Raw genomic sequence first — 17,897 nt, forward strand, 5'->3', positions numbered from 1 at the left:
GGGGACCACACGTAGAAAACCATGGCCTCAAACGCTGTCGCCGACCGCCAGAATGGTCGCCACCAGGGCCAGGGCGCGAGGTACCAGGGTGTCCAGCTCCAGGTATTCACGATCGGTGTGGACCTTGCCACCCACCGGGCCGAGCCCGCACAGGGTTGGAACGCCCAGGCTGGCGGTAAAGCCGGAGTCGGCGCAACCGCCGGTGAATTCGCCTTCGACGCTGAAACCCAATGCCAGTGCTTTTTGTTGGTAGAGGTGCAGCAGTCGTTCGCTGTGGCGTGCTTCCATCGGTAGAAAGGTCGTCGCTTCCTTGAGGACGGCGCGGGTGCCGATCAGTTCTTCTTCGGCGACGATGGCCTGGATTGCGCTGAAGATCCGATCCCAGTGCTTGAGTTCGATGAAGCGCACGTCCAGCCGCGCACAGGCGCTGGGCGCGACGGTGTTGCTCGACGTACCACCGGATATCAGTCCAACGTTAGTGGTGATGCCGGCCGGGTAATCGGTCAAGGCATGCAGCTTGACGATCTTGCGTGCCAGGGCCTCGATGGCGCTGGCCCCGTCGGCATGGTTGACCCCGGCATGCGCCGCGCGGCCGCTGACTTCGATGATCAGCGTGGCCCCGCCTTTGCGTGCGCTGACCACGTTGCCGCTGGCCCGGCCGGGTTCGGTATTGAGCACGGCGCGGGCGGCACGGGCGGCGTTTTCGATATGGGGCCTGGCGCTGCCGGAGCCGATTTCTTCGTCGCCGGTGTACAGGACCTGCACCGGATAGGGCAACCGGCCGGCGCGCTTGAGTGTTTTGAGCGCGAAGCAATTGAGCACCAGGCCGCCTTTCATGTCGGCGACGCCGGGGCCATAGGCGAGGTTGGCGTCGCGGCTGTAGCCGCGAGTCGTGGTGGTGCCCTTGGGGAAGACCGTGTCGCGATGGCCCAGCAACAGCACCGGTTTTCCAGAATCGCCTGGCACTTCGGCGAGCAGCACGTCACCAAAACCCTCGACCGGGATGCGCTTGAGCAGGATGCCGTCGGCCTCCAGTTCAGCCGCGAGCAGCGCGCCCACGGCGTCGACACCCGCCTTGTCATAGCTGTTGGAGTCGGTGTCGACGATGCGCCGCAGCAGTGCTTCCATGGCTGGGCGCTGGTCGGCTAGCCAGTCCAGGGCCTGTTGTGGCGTGGCGCTCATTGCGCCTGCTCCCGTAACTGATGTTCCCGGGTCAGGCGTGCCGCATCGTTGCCCAGGTCCCAGAACAGCCCGGCCATGATTTGCAGGCTTTCCTTGACCACCGGCGCCAGCAAGTGTTCGTTCGGCGCATGTTGTGAACAGGCCGGGTACGAGTGCGGCACCCACAATGTCGGCAGGCCCAGCACGTCCGCGAACACATCGTTGGGCAGCGAACCACCGAGGTTTGGCAGCAGCGCAGGTTTTTTGCCGGTGGTCTGTGCCAGGGAGCCGAGCGCCCAATCGACCCAAGGGCTCTGCGGGTCCAGCCGAGTGGCATGCATCACATCGATGCGGCTTTGCTTGACCTCGACATTGCTGAAGCCATGCGCATCCAGGTGGGTACGTACCGCCGGGATAAAGGTCGTGTAGTCGCTGTCGACCACGAAGCGGATATGGCAGTGGGCGTTAGCCTTGCCGGGAATCGCATGCACCGGGGCGTCTGGGTTGCCGGTCTTGAAGGCGATGACGTCGAGGGTGTTCCAGCCGAACACCTTTTCGCTCAGCGAAAGCGCCGGGTTACCCCAGTTGGCGTCGATGTCCGGATCGCCCGGTCCGCCACCCACGGCAATATCGGCCAGCGCCTGCCGAACCGGCTCCGGCAGTGTCTCGGGCATCAGGCCCGCCACTTTCACCCGACCGTGTTCATCGACCATGCTCGCGATGGCATTGGCCAGGATGATGCCGGGATTGGCCAGCAACCCGCCCCAGTTGCCGGAGTGGTGGGCGCCTTCACGTAAATTGACCACCAGCTCGAAGTTGAATACCCCGCGCGAGCCGAGAAAAATCGTCGGGCGTGATGCCGCCAGGCGCGGGCCGTCCGAGGCGATGAAAATATCCGCCGCAAGCTCTTTGCTGTGCGCGGCACAGAATGCGTTCAGGCCCGGCGAGCCTTCTTCTTCGCCCATTTCCAGCAGCAGCTTGACGTTGAAACCCAGTTGGCCATCGCGCGCCTTGAGCGTTTGTTCCAGCGCGGTCAGGTTGATCAGGTGCTGGCCTTTGTTATCCGCCGTGCCGCGGCCGTACCAGCGATCGCCTTCGGCAATGACGTGCCACGGCGACAGGCCTTCGCGCCATTGCGCCTCATAGCCGCGCACCACATCACCGTGGCCGTAGCTGAGCACGGTCGGCAGGTCCGGGTGTTCAATGCGCGTGGCGATCATGAAGGGGCCGCGCTCGGCCACTGGGTTGTCATAGATCTTGACGCTGAAACCCATCGCCTCGACATGTGGGGTGATGAACTCATTGAGGTAGCGATACAGCTCGGGCTGGCTGTCCGCTGCCTGGCTTTCGGTGTGCAAGGCGACGCTGCGTTGGAGCAGATTGAAAAACTCGCCATTGTCGAATTGTGCTGTGGTGTTGCTGATAGCCAGTGAACGACTCATGAGTGGACAAGCTCCAGTGTTTGGGCAGAAGTGTCGTGAAGGTGGCAACGCACGTTGCCGCCGATAAGCGGACCATTGGCCGGGTAGGCCGTTTTGCAGGGGGCGAGGCAGCTCGGGCAGCGCGGATGGAAAGCGCAGCCGGACGGCGGTGACATGGGGTTGGGGAAGGTGCCGTGCAGGCCGATCTCGGGAATGCCCAGGCGCGGATCGGGCGTGAGCACCGAATCCAGCAAGGCACGGGTATAAGGGTGACCGGGCTCCGCGAACAACGATTCGCGCGTGCGTTCTTCGACGATGCGCCCCAGGTACATCACGGCGACCCGGTCGGCGAGGTGTTCGATGACCGCCAGGTTATGGCTGATCAGCAGATAGGTCAGGCCGAATTCACGCTTGAGGTCCTGCAGCAGATTGAGAATCTGCGCCTGCACCGACACATCCAGCGCTGAGGTGGGCTCGTCGCAGATCAACACGTCAGGGCGCATGATCAGCGCCCGGGCAATCGCCACCCGCTGGCGTTGCCCGCCGGACAGCTGGCTTGGGTAGCTGTCGATCACCCGTTTGGGCAGGCCGACCACATCAAGCATCGCTTCGGTCTTCCTGCGGCGCTCGGCGGTGCTGCCGATGGCATGCACGATCAGCGGCAGGGTAACGATTTCGCGCAGGGTCTTGCGTGGATTCAGCGAGGAATACGGGTCCTGGAAAATCGGCTGGATATGCCGGGACATTGCCTTGCGATCAGTCGCCGCCAGGTGTTTGCCATTGACCAACACGTCGCCGCTGGTGGGCGGCAACAGACCGAGCAGCATCTTGGCCAGGGTACTTTTGCCGCAACCGGACTCGCCCACCAGACCGAGGGTCTCGCCACGCATCAGGCGCAGGGAAACACCATCCACGGCCTTCAGGGTGGCGGCGGGTTTGAAAAAACCCTGGTTGACCCGAAACTCACGGCGGATGTCACACAGCTCCAAAGCGATATCTTTTTTCATGACCTTGCACGCTCCTGAAGGCGAATCGGTGCCGGGGCCGGGGCGGCGAACAGGCAGCGCGCCATGTGCCCGTCCTGTTCGACTTCGGGGATGTTTTGCGCGCAGGCCGGGATCGCCTGACTGCAACGATTGCGGAACGCACACCCTTGCTGTTCGCCGACCAGACTCGGCACCAGGCCTGGAATCGAACCCAGCGCCTCACCCGGTTTGGTCCGGCCAGGGATTGGAATACTCGCCAGCAGACCCCGGGTGTACGGATGCTGCGGATTCTCGAACAGTTGCAGGGCAGGGGCGGTTTCGACGATTTCCCCGGCATACATCACGGCGACCCGGTCGGCGATCCGTGCCACCAGCCCAAGGTCGTGGGTGATGAAGATCACCGCCAGGCCGAGTTCTTTCTGAATGTCGCGGATCAAGCGCAGGATCTGCGCTTGAATGGTCACGTCCAGCGCCGTGGTGGGCTCATCAGCGATGATCAGGTCCGGTTCGCACATCAATGCCATGGCGATGATCACCCGCTGGCGCAGCCCGCCGGAAAGTTGATGCGGATACTGGCGCAAGCGCTCGGTGGCATTGCTGATCCCGACCTTCTCCAGCATCTGCGCGGCGCGCGCCAGGGCCTCCTTGCGTGAGACCTTGCGATGCTGGGTCAGTACCTCGCTGAGTTGATCGCCAATGCTGTAGGCCGGGTTCAGCGAGGTCATCGGCTCCTGGAAGATCATCGCCAGGCGGTTGCCGCGCAGGTCGCACATGCGCCGCTCGCTCTGGCCGAGCATGTCGATGCCGTCCAGCGTCAGCCGGGACGCGGTGCGTTTGGCCTTGCGTGGCAACAGGTCCATCAACGCCAGCGAGGTCAGGGATTTGCCGCAGCCGGATTCCCCGACGATGCACAGCATTTCACCGCGCTCGACTTCAAAACTCAGGCCGCGTACGGCATGCAGCATGTCATCCGGCGTCGGGCTGTTGCCCATGGGGATGTCCACGCGCAGGTTTTCTACATGGAGTAGTGCCATGTTCGGTTCCCTCTATCAGTTACGGCGGTCTATCAGTTACGGCCGTCGGGCAGGATCAGATCGCGCAGGCCATCGCCGACGAGGTTGATGCCCAGCACCAGAATCATCAGGGCGACGCCGGGAATGGCGATAACCCACGGGGAAAAGAACATGTAGGGTTTGCCTTCCGCGATCATCAGGCCCCAGGACGGCGTCGGTGGCTGCACGCCAAGCCCGAGGAACGAGAGGGCCGACTCCAGCAGGATCGCGTGGGCCATTTCCAGCGTCGCGACGACGATCAGTGCGCCGACCAGATTGGGCAGGATTTCACTCACCAGAATGCGCAGGGTCGAGCAGCCGAGCGCCTGGGCCGACGCCACATATTCAGCATCGCGAATCTGTTGCACCGAGGCCCTGACCACCACCGCGAAGCGATCCCATAACAGGCAGCCGAGCAGCACGATCACCACTTTCAGTGAGCCGCCCATCAACGAGGCCGAGGCCAGCGCGACCATCACCACCGGCATCGCCAGCCGGGTGGTGATCAGGTAGCTGATAAACCCATCGACCTTGCCGCCGTAGTAGCCCGCCAACAGCCCCATGAGCGTGCCGATAAAGCCGGAAATCAGCGCCGCTGCAATGCCGATGAACAGCGAAATACGTGCGCCGTAGAGCAGCCTCGACAGGTAGTCACGGCCCAGCTTGTCGGTGCCGAGCACGTATTCCCAGGTGCCGTTGGCCATCCATACCGGTGGTTTCATGCGCAGCATCACGTCTTGCGCATAAGGGTCGTAAGGTGCCAGCCACGGCGCGAACAGTGCACCTGCGAAGATAATCAGCAACAACACCGCGCCGATGGCGAAACCCCGATGACGCAAGCTCTTGCCAAGCACTCGGCTCAGGCTGCTCGGTGGTGGCAGGTAGTCATTGATCGCGAGGGTAGTGGGGGTGCTCATGTAGGCCTCCTAGCGCACGCGAATACGCGGGTCGAGCAGTGCGTTGAGCACATCGGCCAGCAACGTGAGGATGATGTAGATCACCGCAATCAACAGGACCACGGCCTGTACCACCGGAAAGTCGTCACGGGCGATGGCGTCCCAGGCAAGTTGCCCGATGCCTTGCAGGGAGAACACGGTTTCGATCACCACCGAGCCGCCGAGCATGAAGCCGAACTCCACCGCCGCCAGCGCGACGACCGGAATCAGCGCGTTGCGCAGTGCATGCTTGAACAGCACGCGGGTGGGGCGCAGGCCCTTGGCGCGGGCGGTGCGGATGTAATCGGAACTGAGCACATCAAGCATGCCGGCGCGGGTCAGGCGCATGATTGCCGGCGTCGCGTAGTAGCCCAGGGCAATGGCCGGCATGACGAAGTGCAACAGGGTCGCGTTGCCGGACACCGGCAGCCACTTGAGCGTCACCGCGAACACCACGATCAGCATCAGCGCAAACCAGAAACTTGGCATCGCCTGGCCCAGCACCGCGATGCTCAAGGCCAGCCGGTCAACCCAGGTGTCGCGTTTGACTGCGGCCAGCACGCCCAGTGGAATGGCCACCAGCAAGGCGATCCCCAGCGCCATGGCACCCAGCCCCAGGGTAATCGGCAAGCGGCTGGCGACGAGGTTGTAGACCGATTCCTGAAAGAAAAACGAGTTGCCCAGGTCCAGCCGCAGCAAATCGCCCAGCCAGTTGAAGTACTGGGTCGGCAGCGGTTTGTTCAAGCCGTACTGCACGCGAATCTGTTCGATCTGTTCGCTGGTGGCTTCCGGTCCGCCAATGGCAGTGGCGAGGTCGCCGGACAGGTGCAAAAGAGAAAAGCTGATCACCGACACGGTAATGGCAACGCAAATGGCGATGCCCAGGCGGCGCAGAAGGAATCCAAGCATGGCAAGTTTCCTCATATCCAATGGATGACAAGTGTGAGGACGTGTCCGTGGCGCACGAGAGTCCGTGCGCCCGGTTACGTATTACTTCCACGTGGACTCGACGAAACGCGGCAGCTCATCCGGGTACGGTGTGAACGCGAGTTCCGAGGTGTAGGCGTAGTTCATCGAGTAGTTGAACAGCGGCGCCCAGTAGGCTTGCTCGCTGATGCGCTGCAAGGCTTTGCGGTAGTTATCCTTGCGCACTTGCGGGTCGAGGGCATTGTCGGCGGTCTGCAACCAGCCCTGGACTTGTGGGTCCTTGATATTGTCGTCCGGATTGCCCTTGAACCAGGTACCGGCCGACGCCGAGGTGTCGAGGATCGAGAACGAGCCCCAGGCCTGAAACGACATGGGCACCTTGCCGCCACGTTGCTGATCGCGCAGGGCGGCGTACTTCAAGTAGCGCAGCTTGGCGTTGATGCCCACTGCGCGCAGGTTGCCGATGATGGCTTCGACGTAATCACGGTCGCGATAAGCGAAGATTTCTGTCTCGAAGCCATTTGGGTAACCGGCTTCGGCGAGCAGCGCCTTGGCCTTGGCGGGGTCATAGTCGTAGACCGTGGCCGCAGTGGTATCGCAACCGAACTGGCCGGGATAACAGGCAACCTGCAAGGGCTTGGCTTCGCCCCCCACCAATTGCGTGGCCAGCGCATTGCGGTTGATCGCATGGTTGATGGCCTGGCGCACCTTGAGGTTCTTCATCGGTGAGTTTTCAGTGGAGGTGCCACGTGCATCAAGAATCAGGAAACCGATGCGCATGGTTTCGCCACTGGTCACGGTCAGGTTCGGCATACCCTTGAGGTCGACCGCCTGATCCGAGGTCACACGCCAGGTCCAGTCGACACCGTCGGTCATCAACTCGGCCAGACGGGTTTCTGCATCCGGGATCACGCGGAACTTGAGGTGGCTGATATGGGGCTTGCCTTGTGGGCTATCCGGGAAGTAGTCCTTGTTGATCTCCATGGTCACGCCTTCGCCGGCCACCACCGACACGGCTTTATACGGCCCGGTGCCAATGGGCTTGCGACTGAATTCGGCCAGGCCGACCTTCTCGAAGTACTGCTTGGGAAACATCGGAACGGCGTTGGACAGGTATTCCAGTGCCGGCGGGAAAGGCTTCTTCAAATACAGGCGGACGCTGTAGTCACCGGTTTTTTCGGCGCCCTTGATCCAGTCTACGTTTTGCACGGTAACGACTTTCGCTTCGGGCGACACCACGTAGTTGAGGGTGAACACCACATCGTCGGCGGTGAAGGCGTCGCCGTTGTGAAATTTGACGCCCTTGCGCAGCTCAAAGTCGAGGGTGGTGTCGTCGACCTGCTTCCAGCTGGTAGCCAGCATGGGTTTGTATTCGCCGCTTTTGGGATCGCGGTAGATCAGGTTGTCCCAGATCAGCCGGCCGAGAATCACGCCTTCGCGTAAATCGTTGTGATAGGGGCTGATGTTTTCAGGCTCGCTGTCGGAAGCGTAAACCAGGGTGTCGTTGGCTTTGCCGGCATGCGCCGGAAAGCTGCTGATAAGGCCCATCAGCGCGATACTGCAGGCGAAACCTTTGATGCCCATGCCGTCGTCTCCGTTGGCGAGAGTGGTTGAATCAAAGGGCAGCGAATCGCAAATGCGTAGAAGGAGGAGGAAAAGGTCGGGCGCTGTTTTTTTTGGTCTGGACACGAATGTAGGGAAGGGCTATCAATGCCGCAAGCACAATATTTCGATACTTCCTTTGCCGAAAAGGCAATCCTTGGGGGCTCCGATGCAGCTGTATGGCGTGCAGTCCACGGCACTGCGCTATTTTCTTGAAGTCGCCCGATGCGGATCGATCAGCGAGGCCTCAATGCGGCTGAATGTGGCGGCATCAGCGGTGAGCCGGCAAATTTCCAAGCTTGAGTTGGCCCTGGATGCCAGCCTGTTTGAGCGTCGCGCCCGCGGCATGGTGCTCAGCGAGGCGGGGGCGCGACTGGCGGCGTATGCGCGCAAGTCGCAGCTTGAGGCCGAGCAGGTGGTGCTGGAAATTACCGAGCTGCACGGCTTGCAACGGGGCCATGTGCATGTTGCCTGTTCGGAAGGATTTGCCCTGGAATACATGCCCAGGAGCATCAGCGCGTTCAGGCGTGAGTATCAGGGCATTCATTTTACGTTGGAGGTCTGTGCGCCCGCTGAAGCGACCGAGAAGGTTCGCTCCGGTGAAGCCGACCTGGCGATGACGTTCAGCCTGACGCCGCAAAAGGAAATCAAGGTCGAACATGTCCTGAGCGGGGCGATTTTTGCCGTGGTCTCCAATGCCCATCCCTTGGCCGGGCGGGAGTCTGTCAACCTCGCCGAGTTGCAACCCTGGCCCATTGCGTTACCCAAGGCCGACACTACGATACGGCAACTCTTCGACATCTGTTGCGGCGTACAGGGGTTGTTGTTCGACCCGGTATTGACCACCAATTACGTTGCCGCGCTCTACAGTTTCGTCCGTGAAGAGGGAGGCATCAGCCTGGCCAGCGAAATGACCTTGCACCAACAGGTGGCGGACAAGCAGTTGCAATGCTTGCCGATCCTTGATGAAGGCATGCAGGCGCGGCGCATCGAACTGCAAAGCATGGCTGGGCGCAATCTACCGGCGGCGGTTTCGGCGTTCAGGGATTTTCTGATCGCTGAGCTGGCGAAGGCGAAGCGGCTTTGAAAAGATGAGGTTATTGCAGCGGCCCCACCACTTGCCGATAGCGTTCTTCCCCCTGCGGCGTCTGGCGGGTCATGTTGATTTCCAGGCCGATGGGATCGGCTTTACGGTTGCCGGCCAGCTGACGCCAGCCTTGGCCCGGTTCCCAGATGCGCACTTGCAGGTCGCTGACACCGGATAAGACGGCCACTGCTTTTTTGGGCGCAGGCAACGGGTATCGATCACTGGCTGCGGATGTGGCGCGGTACAGCGTGTCACCCTCCAGCCACCAGCGCACCCGTTGCAGACCGTTTTCGGGAAGGGCTGCGTTACGAATCACGTTCAGTTGAAAATCATGCTGGTCGGAGCTGCGAACGCTGATTGCGGCGAGCCCGTCGGGCTGTTCGTCATCGTTCAAGGCTGGCGTTCTCAGTTCAACGCCGGCGCGCAGGGCCAGGTCGCGGTCCAGCTGGTTGAGTGTGCGCAACAACGCTTCGGTTTGCTCGGTGCTGGCCTGCAGATGGCTGTCGGCACGGCTCACGCTGTCGAGGCCGCGCCAGGCAATCAGGCTGACAATGGCCATCAGCATGATCGCCACCATGACTTCAATGAGGGTAAAACCGTGCTGGTCTGTTTTCATGGTTGGTTCGCCACGCGTATTTGTCCTGTCGCCGTGCGGTGAAGGGTGAGGCGGTGCTGGCCATCCGAGAGCTGCAGTTGCAAGGGCGAGGCAAACCATTCGGCATTCAGTACCACCGGTTGCCTGGGGGTTACACGTACGCTCATCGAGGGTGTTTCCCAGGCACGGGGACGCAGTTGCGGGTCGCTCATGAAGTGATCCCAACCCTCGCCGGGCGCGTTGCGACGACTGAAGCGAAACCCTTTATTGTCGGCCCGCCACGTGATGGGGCGGCCGTCGGCCCGGGCTTCGGCCTGGGCGATCTGCAGCATCTGGACCACGCGGTTGGCGTCCTTGCGCAGCAATTGCAACGGGTCGGGTTTGATGCTCAGGCTGATCGCCGCTGAGGCGATGCCGATGATCACCAGGACCACCATCAACTCGATCAGGGTGAAGCCTTGCTGATTGGCCTTGGTCATGACACAACGCTCCTTCGTCGTGGGTCTCTCCTGTAGACTGCCCGGCAGGACAACAAGGAGGTTTTGTCGTGGTCGCTATTTTTCGTTTGACCGCGCCGCGAATGGTGCAGGCAGTGGCATTGGCCACGGCGCTCGCGGGGGGGCTGGTCTGGTCTTCCGTGTTGCTGACATCGGCCGAGTCCCAGGTGCCGCCAGTCGAGCCGCCGGTTTTGGCCGCTCGCCCGGATACCCCGGCGTTGCAGTGGTTTTCCAACCAGCCGGCGGTGGTGGACATCAAGGTCTCCGGCCTGATGGCGGGCGTGCGCGGGGCGGTGGCGATCCTGAGCCTGAACGAGGGGCCGCCGCGCAGTTTTCGGGTGGGCGAGTCATTGGCCCAGGGTGTGCGCCTGGCGGCGATCGAGGGCGATGCGGTAGTGATTGAGCGTGGCACGCAGCACACCCGCATTAAGGTCAGCACGCTGCCGGACTCGGTGGTGCTACCGCGCTTGACCCGACCCTGAACGCTCATTGGGGCGTTGCCTTCGGCGGGTTGAGCAGCGTTTCCACCCGCGCCAACGGTGGCGCCTCGCGCTTGCGCTCCGACACCTGCAGGGTGACGCGCATCAGCCGTCCATCGGCGCTCGGTGCGATGCTCTGCTCGCAACGCAACTGCAAGCGGCCCTGATCACAGTCAAACGCTTTGTGCCCCCTGGGCAGGCGTCCCTCCAGGCGCAGTTCGGCGAGCCTGCCCTGGGCCGACAGCAGCGCCATCGAGCGGTCGCGCAGCAACCCATTGCTCTGGGTCATCAAGCCTGCAACGCGGACCGCCGCCGCCATCGCCACGGCAATGATCGCCAAGGCCACGAGCACCTCGATCAATGTAAAACCTTGCTCCTTGCGCGACAGCTCCATGGGTCACTCTTGGCGTAAAAACACGCCGTAGAGTAGCACTCAGAGAGCCGCGGGCAGCGGCCAATTATTTTTGCTATCCAGATAGTTAGTTTTGTTACACTGCGCGCCGAATTAGGATCAAGCCAAGGATGGTGGATATGGATTTCGCGCGCATCAAATATGGGCCTCGCGCCCGCCACGCTCAGCAAGGGTTCACGCTGATCGAGATCATGGTGGTGGTGGTCATCCTCGGCATTCTGGCGGCGATTGTCGTGCCTAAAGTGCTGGACCGTCCGGACCAGGCCAGGGCGATTGCGGCCAAGCAGGACGTTGCCGGCCTGATGCAGGCGCTCAAGCTTTATCGCCTCGACCACGGCACCTATCCCAACATGAACCAGGGCCTCAAGGTATTGGTCGAGCGCCCGGCAGATGCAAAAAATACCAACTGGCGTTCTTATCTGGAGCGCCTGCCCAACGACCCCTGGGGCCGTCCTTACCATTACTTGAATCCCGGCGCGAACGGCGAAGTCGACATCTTCTCCCTCGGTGCCGACGGACAGCCTGATGGCGACGGTGTGAATGCCGATATCGGATCCTGGCAGCTCTAAGCGCGGCCATGAAATCACACTCGCCCACAGGGGCGAAACAGCGCGGCATGGCGATTATCAGCGCGATGCTGATCGCGGCGGTGGTCGCTGTGTTCGCCGCCGGCATGCTCACCCGCCAGAGCGTTTTTACCCGTTCACTTGAGGCCGAGCAGGCGCGAGTGCAGGGCAGTGCATCACTGCTGGGCGGCCTGGAAGTCAGCCGGCGATTGCTTCGGGACGCCCGCGAGCAGGATGTGCTGACGCGGCTTGACCAGCCATGGGCCCGGCCGATCAACACCGCTCAGGACGGCGAATTCGAAGGCCGCCTTGAGGACCTGCAAGGCAAGTTCAACCTGCGCAATTTAATCGCCCAAGAGTCTGTTGATCTCGGGCAGATGCGCAGCTTTGAGCGGTTGTGCGAGATGATCGGTGTCGAGGCCCGCCTGGCGCAGCGCATCAGCCAACGCGTGATTGCGGCCTACCCACATAGGCCGGTTGCCTCAACAGTGGGGCAGCCGCCCCCGCCATTACCCGCCACCCAGCCGATGCTGCGCAGTCTTGATCAATTACGCGGTATCGAAGGCCTCAATGAGCGGGTCTTGGCACGGTTGGAGCGCTACGTCAGCATTCTTCCGGTCAACACCTGGGTCAACAGCAATACGGCCAGCGCGGAGGTGCTGGCCGCGGTGGTGCCGGGTTTGTCCTGGGCGCAGGCCAAGGCGTTGGTCGCCGAGCGCGATCGCGGCCAGTGGTTTATCAATCGCGGCGACTTCGTTAACCGTGCGCGATTGCCCAACCTGAACGTGGATGAACTCAATGTCGGGATCACCAGTGAGTGGTTCCTGCTCCAGGGTCAAGCCCGCCGCAATCAGCGCCGTGTGCACCTGGCTGCGCTGCTGCATCGTCCGGAAGACGCAATGCCCAGGGTGATCTGGTCGAGGCTGGGCGTATGACGCGCCTGCGTCTTGCCTTGCCGCCGCTGGAGTCCTTGACGTCGGACACCGAGCTTGAGTTCGCGCAACTGGACCGCAAGGGGCACGTCAGTCATACCGGCATCAGCACCCTTGGCCAGCTGGGACAACAGGTCAAGTCTCAGGCCGTCGAGTGTTTCCTTCACCCCATGGACACGGTACTTACGCGCATTGAACTTCCGCCGCTGTCAGCGTCCCGTATCGATGCGGCCGTTACCTGCGCTGCGCAGGCCTTGATCCTGGGGCCCAGCGAGCAGATGCATGTGGCGCACAGCGCTCGAGATGCCGATGGACAGGTGCACCTGAGCTGGCTGCCCAAGGCTGTACTGGATCGCCTTGATCAGTTGCTTGGCCTGCACGGATTGAAGCTGGGCGGCCTGTATCCAGCGCCTTACCGCTTAGCCGTGCCAGCGGCCGGGCAGGTCAATGGGTGTGTGGTAGAGGGCCAGTTGCTGCTGCGTTTCACCCTCGCCCATGGGGCGGTGGAACCGTTGGTTGAGGACCGTCTGGAAGCGCTCGCCGCCACCGGCGAAAGTGTGCTGTGGCCCGTGGACCATCAGCGCTGGAACGGCGCTGCCCCTGGCTGGGGATTGCACGCCGGGGTCGGTCGGCGCACTGCACAGGCGGCCGGTTGGGGGCGGGCGTTGGGCTGTTGTGCGTTGGCCGTGGGTGTCTGGGTGGCCGGGCTCAACCTTTACGCCGCCCGCGAGGTTGCGCAAGGGCAGCAGCTCAAGCAGCAGATGAGCCAGCGCGTGAAGCACGCATTTCCCGAGCTGCCGGTGATTCTCAACCCTCTGCAACAGGCTCGCCAGCAGTTGGCGAACCGGCAAGGGGGAGGGCCCGCGCAGCTCAATCACGACTTTGCTTACCTGGTGCAGCAAGCCGCCATGGCGCTGCCGTTCATGGCCGGCAGCGTCCAGCGGTTGACCTTCAGCGAGCGCCAGTTGCAGCTGCAGATGACCGCCGAAGCCACTCCCGCTGCCGACGGCGCTGTACAGGCTGCGCTGAGCCAGGCGGGACTTTCCGCCCACCGCAACGAGCGCATCTGGACGCTGAGTGCGATGGCCGAACCCGCGTCGGGAGAGGGTGATTCCAGCGTGGAAAACGACGATGAATAATCCGAGACTGATGGCCTTCAAAGGGCGCTGGAAAGCGCTGGCCCCGCGGGAAAAAACCATGCTCAGCGGTGCGGTGGTGTTTCTCGCCAGCCTGTTGGTCTGGCTGTCGCTGATCCAGCCAGCGCTCAAGAACATTGACTATTGGCAAGCTGAAACCCCGAAGCTGCGCGCCCAGAGCCAGGCACTGGCGCTGTTGCTTCGTGAGGTCACCACGCCTGTCGGGCTGGACCTTGAACACTCAGTGCGGCAATCCCTCGACGCCGCCGGACTGGCGGGGCACTACCGGTTACAGGCCCAGGATGCGTCCTGGCAACTGACACTGGACTCGGCCCCCGCCGATGCGGTGCTCGGCTGGTTATTGAGTGACCCAGGGCAATTCTCGCTGGACGTGGTGGAGGCTCGTTTGCAGCGCGCCGGCGAAACCTCGGTCGACAACACGGCAGGCACTCTCACAGGAACCGTCCGTATGGATCGGATGCACGGCGCTAAGGAAGCATCATGAAGTGGTCAGGTTCCCATTATGTCCGTACGGCTGTGCCGTTTCTGTTGCTCGCACTGAGTGCGTGCAGCGCCCAGCCCACGGCGGATTTACCCCAGGACAGTGAGCTCGGCCTGCCCCTGGCCACCACCCAGCGCAGCGGCGATGCCCTGGTAGACCGGCAGCGTGCGCAAGTGCAAATCGAACGGCAGTCGCGGCCCTTGCACAAGGTTACCAACCCCACACGTGGCAGCGGTGCCGGTCACAGCGGCGTGGCGCCGAGCAAACCCTTGGGCGATCAACCGGTCACGCTGAATTTCGTCGAGGCCGACATTCAAGCCGTGGTGCGGGCGTTGTCCCGTGCGACGGGGCAGCAGTTCCTGGTCGACCCGCGCGTCAAGGGCTCCCTCACGCTGGTTTCCGAAGGGCAGGTGCCGGCGCATCAGGCCTACGACATGCTGCTGGCGGCACTGCGCATGCAGGGCTTCAGCGTGGTGGATGTGGGCGGTATCGCGCACGTGGTGCCCGAGGCCGATGCCAAGCTGCTCGGCGGGCCGATCTACAGTGCCGACAAGCCGGGCGGCAGCGGCATGCTCACGCGCACCTTCCGCCTGCAATACGAAAACGCGGTGAACCTGATCCCGGTACTGCGCCCGATCGTTTCGCCAAACAACCCGATCAACGCCTATCCGGGCAACAACACCATCGTTGTCACCGACTACGCCGAGAACCTGGCGCGGGTGGCGCAGCTTATCGACGGCATCGACACACCGAGCGCCATCGACACCGACGTGGTGCAGGTTCAAAACGGGATCGCCGTGGATATCGCCGAGATGGTCTCGCAACTGCTGGAGCAGCCGGGCAGCGATCCGACGCAGAAAATCACGGTGGTGGGCGACCCGCGCTCCAACGCGATCGTGATTCGTGCCGGCAGCCCGGAGCGAACCGAGTTGGCGCGTAACTTGATCTACAAGCTGGATAACGCCCAAGCCAACCCAAGCAATTTGCACGTGGTGTACCTGCGCAACGCCCAGGCCGCGAAACTGGCGCAGTCGTTACGCGGTTTGCTGACCGGTGAAAGCGACAGCGGTGGCGGTGACAATGCGCGGTCGGCCCTCAGCACAATGGGTGCCAATATCTCCGGCAGCCAGACCGGGCAGGGCAGTGGCCAAGGCAGTACCACCAGCGCCAATGAGTCGGCGCAGACGAACAGCAGCTCGAGCAGCCAGGCCGGCGGGCAAACGAATGAGCAAAACGTCGCCTTCACCGCCGGTGGCGTGACCCTCCAGGCCGACTCGACCACCAACACCTTGCTGATTTCTGCCCCGGAGCCGCTGTACCGCAACCTGCGTGAAGTCATCGACATGCTCGACCAGCGCCGCGCCCAAGTGGTGATTGAAAGCCTTATCGTTGAAGTCGGCGAGGACGATGCCAATGAGTTCGGCGTGCAGTGGCAGAGCGGCGACCTGGCCGGCAAAGGCGTGATTGGCGGGACTAACCTGGGCGGCGCGGGGTTCAACCTGAATGGCAAGACCAGCGTTGACGTGCTGCCCGGCGGGCTCAGCCTCGGCTTTATCAACGGTACCGTGGATGTGCCCGGCATTGGCAAGGTCATGGACCTCAAGGTGTTGGCCCGCGCGCTTAAAAGCAAAGGCGGCAGCAACGTACTGTCGACGCCGAACCTGCTGACCCTGGATAACGAGGCGGCCAGTATTTTTGTTGGCCAGACTATCCCGTTTGTCAGTGGCAGCTACGTGACCGGTGGCGGCGGTACCAGCAATAATCCGTTCCAGACGGTCACCCGTGAAGAGGTCGGCTTGAAGCTGAATGTGCGCCCACAAATCTCCGAGGGTGGCACGGTCAAACTCGATATTTACCAGGAAGTCAGCAGCATCGATGAGCGCGCGTCCAGCAGCGCCGCGTCGGCCGGGATCGTCACCAACAAGCGCGCGATCGACACCAGTATTTTGCTCGACGACGGGCAGATCATGGTCCTCGGCGGCCTGCTCCAGGACGGTTACAGCCAGAGCAATGAAGCCGTGCCGTGGCTGTCGAGCATTCCGGGGCTGGGTGTGCTGTTTCGCAATGAACGCCGGGCGGTCACCAAGACCAACCTGATGGTGTTCCTGCGCCCGTATATCATCCGCGACAGTGGGGCCGGGCGCGCGATCACCCTGAACCGCTATGACTACATGCGCCGTGCCCAGGGCCATTCCCAGCCGGAACACAGCTGGGCGATGCCGGATGTGCAGGCGCCGCAGTTGCCGGCGGTGGAGAAGGGGATTCCGGGCGGGCAGCAGCAGGGGCCGAGGGCGGTGATTCGCGCGGTGCCTGTAGGTGCGCGACCATGAGCCTGCTGTACGCAGGACCCAATGTGTATTCCTGTGGGAGAGGGGTATGAGCCTGCTGCCCTACGCCTGGGCCAAATCCCAACGCATCCTCCTGCGTCCCGGCGACGACGGCATGCTGCTGACCGTCTGCCCCTCCACCCCCGGTTGGTCGATCAGCGAAGTGCGGCGCCAGTTCGGCCAGTCGCGGGTTGAGCAGGTACGCGACGATGAACTCGACGGCCTTCTCGCCAGTGCTTATGCCGATACGGGCAGCGCCGCCGCCGTGGTGGGCGCGGCAGAGAACGAGGTCGACCTCGACCGCCTGATGCAGGACATGCCCGAAATCACCGACCTGCTCGACACCCAGGATGGCGCGCCGGTGATTCGTATGATCAACGCCTTGCTCACACAGGCAGCGCGGGACGAGGCCAGTGATATTCACATCGAGCCGTATGAAAGCCATTCGGTGGTGCGCTACCGCGTCGACGGCACGTTGCGGGATGTGGTGTCGCCGCGCAAGGCGCTGCATGGTGCGCTGGTGTCGCGGATCAAGATCATGGCCCAGCTCGATATCGCCGAAAAACGCCTGCCCCAGGACGGGCGTATCGCCCTGCGCGTGGCCGGGCGGCCGATTGATATTCGCGTGTCGACCGTGCCCACCGGGCATGGCGAGCGGGTGGTGATGCGCTTGCTCGACAAGCAAGCCGGCCGTCTGCAACTGGAAACCCTCGGCATGGCGCCCTCGGTACTGGCCAGGCTCGATACCCTGATCCGCCAGCCCCACGGCATCGTGCTGGTCACCGGGCCCACGGGCAGCGGCAAGACCACCAGCCTGTACGCCGCCCTGGCGCGGCTGGATGCGAGCACCAGCAATATCCTCACCGTGGAAGACCCGGTGGAATACGACCTGCCGGGCATCAGCCAGATCCAGGTCAATGCCAAGATCGACATGACCTTCGGCCTGGCGCTGCGGGCGATCCTGCGCCAGGACCCGGACATCATCATGATCGGTGAAATCCGCGACCTGGAGACCGCGCAAATCGCGGTGCAGGCCTCGCTCACCGGGCACTTGGTGCTGGCGACCCTGCACACCAACGATGCGGTGTCGGCGGTCAACCGCCTGATCGATATGGGCGTCGAGCCGTTCCTGCTGGCCTCGTCACTGCTGGGCGTGCTGGCGCAACGCCTGGTCCGCCGCCTGTGCCCGCATTGCAAACAGGAAGACCCGGCCGCGCCCGGCACCTGGCGCCCGGTGGGCTGCGCGCAGTGCAACCAGATCGGCTACAGCGGGCGAACCG

18 protein-coding genes are annotated in these 17,897 nt (G+C 62.8%); 8 read left to right on the forward strand and 10 right to left on the reverse strand.

The window, feature by feature from the left end; genetic code table 11:
* Nucleotides 1-27 precede the first annotated feature (27 nt).
* The 7 genes from F6S08_RS15595 to F6S08_RS15625 form a co-directional block, all read right to left on the reverse strand.
* Nucleotides 28-1,182: a M20 family metallopeptidase gene (locus tag F6S08_RS15595; RefSeq protein ID WP_315871845.1), complete on the reverse strand. Its 1,155-nt coding sequence runs from the start codon at nucleotides 1,180-1,182 to the stop codon at nucleotides 28-30.
* Entirely contained in the window at nucleotides 1,179-2,603 is a 1,425-nt protein-coding gene (locus F6S08_RS15600) for a M20 family metallopeptidase (RefSeq protein ID WP_065939601.1), read from the reverse strand. Before F6S08_RS15600 ends, F6S08_RS15595 begins: the two co-directional genes overlap by 4 nt.
* Entirely contained in the window at nucleotides 2,600-3,589 is a 990-nt protein-coding gene (locus tag F6S08_RS15605) for an oligopeptide/dipeptide ABC transporter ATP-binding protein (protein WP_315871846.1), read from the reverse strand. The genes F6S08_RS15600 and F6S08_RS15605 overlap by 4 nt, the downstream gene beginning before the upstream one ends.
* A complete protein-coding gene (locus tag F6S08_RS15610) occupies nucleotides 3,586-4,602 on the reverse strand; it encodes an ABC transporter ATP-binding protein (RefSeq protein ID WP_065926123.1) in 1,017 nt (338 codons plus the stop codon). The genes F6S08_RS15605 and F6S08_RS15610 overlap by 4 nt, the downstream gene beginning before the upstream one ends.
* 32 nt (nucleotides 4,603-4,634) lie before the next feature.
* Nucleotides 4,635-5,537, reverse strand: coding sequence for an ABC transporter permease (locus tag F6S08_RS15615; protein ID WP_315871847.1), 903 nt, complete (start codon nucleotides 5,535-5,537; stop codon nucleotides 4,635-4,637).
* 9 nt (nucleotides 5,538-5,546) lie between these two features.
* Entirely contained in the window at nucleotides 5,547-6,464 is a 918-nt protein-coding gene (locus F6S08_RS15620; RefSeq protein ID WP_065926125.1) for an ABC transporter permease, read from the reverse strand.
* 81 nt (nucleotides 6,465-6,545) lie between these two features.
* Nucleotides 6,546-8,066, reverse strand: a complete 1,521-nt coding sequence (locus F6S08_RS15625; RefSeq protein WP_027603430.1) for an ABC transporter substrate-binding protein — start codon at nucleotides 8,064-8,066, stop codon at nucleotides 6,546-6,548.
* A 187-nt stretch (nucleotides 8,067-8,253) separates the two neighbouring features.
* Here F6S08_RS15625 and F6S08_RS15630 point away from each other — a divergent pair, with 187 nt between their 5' ends.
* Nucleotides 8,254-9,171 carry a LysR substrate-binding domain-containing protein gene (locus F6S08_RS15630; protein WP_027603431.1) on the forward strand — a complete coding sequence of 306 codons (918 nt, stop codon included), beginning with the start codon at nucleotides 8,254-8,256 and terminating at the stop codon, nucleotides 9,169-9,171.
* Between the two features lie 10 nt (nucleotides 9,172-9,181).
* On the opposite strand, the gene gspJ is transcribed toward F6S08_RS15630, so the two are convergent.
* Both gspJ and gspH read right to left on the reverse strand, forming a co-directional pair.
* A complete protein-coding gene (gene gspJ / locus F6S08_RS15635) occupies nucleotides 9,182-9,787 on the reverse strand; it encodes a type II secretion system minor pseudopilin GspJ (RefSeq protein WP_315871848.1) in 606 nt (201 codons plus the stop codon).
* On the reverse strand, nucleotides 9,784-10,245 hold the full coding sequence (gspH, locus tag F6S08_RS15640) for a type II secretion system minor pseudopilin GspH (protein ID WP_065926127.1): 462 nt from the start codon (nucleotides 10,243-10,245) through the stop codon (nucleotides 9,784-9,786). Before gspH ends, gspJ begins: the two co-directional genes overlap by 4 nt.
* 101 nt (nucleotides 10,246-10,346) lie before the next feature.
* On the opposite strand from gspH, the gene F6S08_RS15645 reads away from it, so the two are divergent.
* Nucleotides 10,347-10,745, forward strand: coding sequence for a type II secretion system protein N (locus F6S08_RS15645; protein WP_409999762.1), 399 nt, complete (start codon nucleotides 10,347-10,349; stop codon nucleotides 10,743-10,745).
* Between the two features lie 4 nt (nucleotides 10,746-10,749).
* On the opposite strand, the gene gspI is transcribed toward F6S08_RS15645, so the two are convergent.
* Nucleotides 10,750-11,136, reverse strand: coding sequence for a type II secretion system minor pseudopilin GspI (gene gspI / locus F6S08_RS15650; RefSeq protein WP_065926129.1), 387 nt, complete (start codon nucleotides 11,134-11,136; stop codon nucleotides 10,750-10,752).
* A gap of 137 nt (nucleotides 11,137-11,273) precedes the next feature.
* Between gspI and gspG the strand changes: the two genes are divergently transcribed.
* From gspG to gspE, 6 genes are all read left to right on the forward strand, one after another.
* The gene (gene gspG / locus F6S08_RS15655) at nucleotides 11,274-11,723 is read left to right on the forward strand and encodes a type II secretion system major pseudopilin GspG (protein ID WP_027603442.1); all 450 of its coding nucleotides are present in this window, start codon (nucleotides 11,274-11,276) and stop codon (nucleotides 11,721-11,723) included.
* A gap of 8 nt (nucleotides 11,724-11,731) precedes the next feature.
* Entirely contained in the window at nucleotides 11,732-12,655 is a 924-nt protein-coding gene (gene gspK / locus F6S08_RS15660; protein ID WP_315871850.1) for a type II secretion system minor pseudopilin GspK, read from the forward strand.
* Entirely contained in the window at nucleotides 12,652-13,791 is a 1,140-nt protein-coding gene (gene gspL / locus F6S08_RS15665; protein ID WP_315871851.1) for a type II secretion system protein GspL, read from the forward strand. Before gspK ends, gspL begins: the two co-directional genes overlap by 4 nt.
* On the forward strand, nucleotides 13,784-14,293 hold the full coding sequence (gene gspM, locus F6S08_RS15670) for a type II secretion system protein GspM (protein WP_315871852.1): 510 nt from the start codon (nucleotides 13,784-13,786) through the stop codon (nucleotides 14,291-14,293). The genes gspL and gspM overlap by 8 nt, the downstream gene beginning before the upstream one ends.
* Nucleotides 14,290-16,620 (forward strand): type II secretion system secretin GspD, encoded by a 2,331-nt coding sequence (gene gspD / locus F6S08_RS15675; protein ID WP_315871853.1) that lies wholly within the window; start codon nucleotides 14,290-14,292, stop codon nucleotides 16,618-16,620. The genes gspM and gspD overlap by 4 nt, the downstream gene beginning before the upstream one ends.
* Nucleotides 16,621-16,666: 46 nt before the next feature.
* On the forward strand, nucleotides 16,667-17,897 hold a 1,231-nt coding region (gene gspE, locus F6S08_RS15680; RefSeq protein WP_315871854.1), incomplete at its 3' end, for a type II secretion system ATPase GspE.

Origin of the sequence: Pseudomonas sp. JV449, assembly GCF_032424295.1 — a bacterium.
Lineage (GTDB): Bacteria > Pseudomonadota > Gammaproteobacteria > Pseudomonadales > Pseudomonadaceae > Aquipseudomonas > Aquipseudomonas marginalis.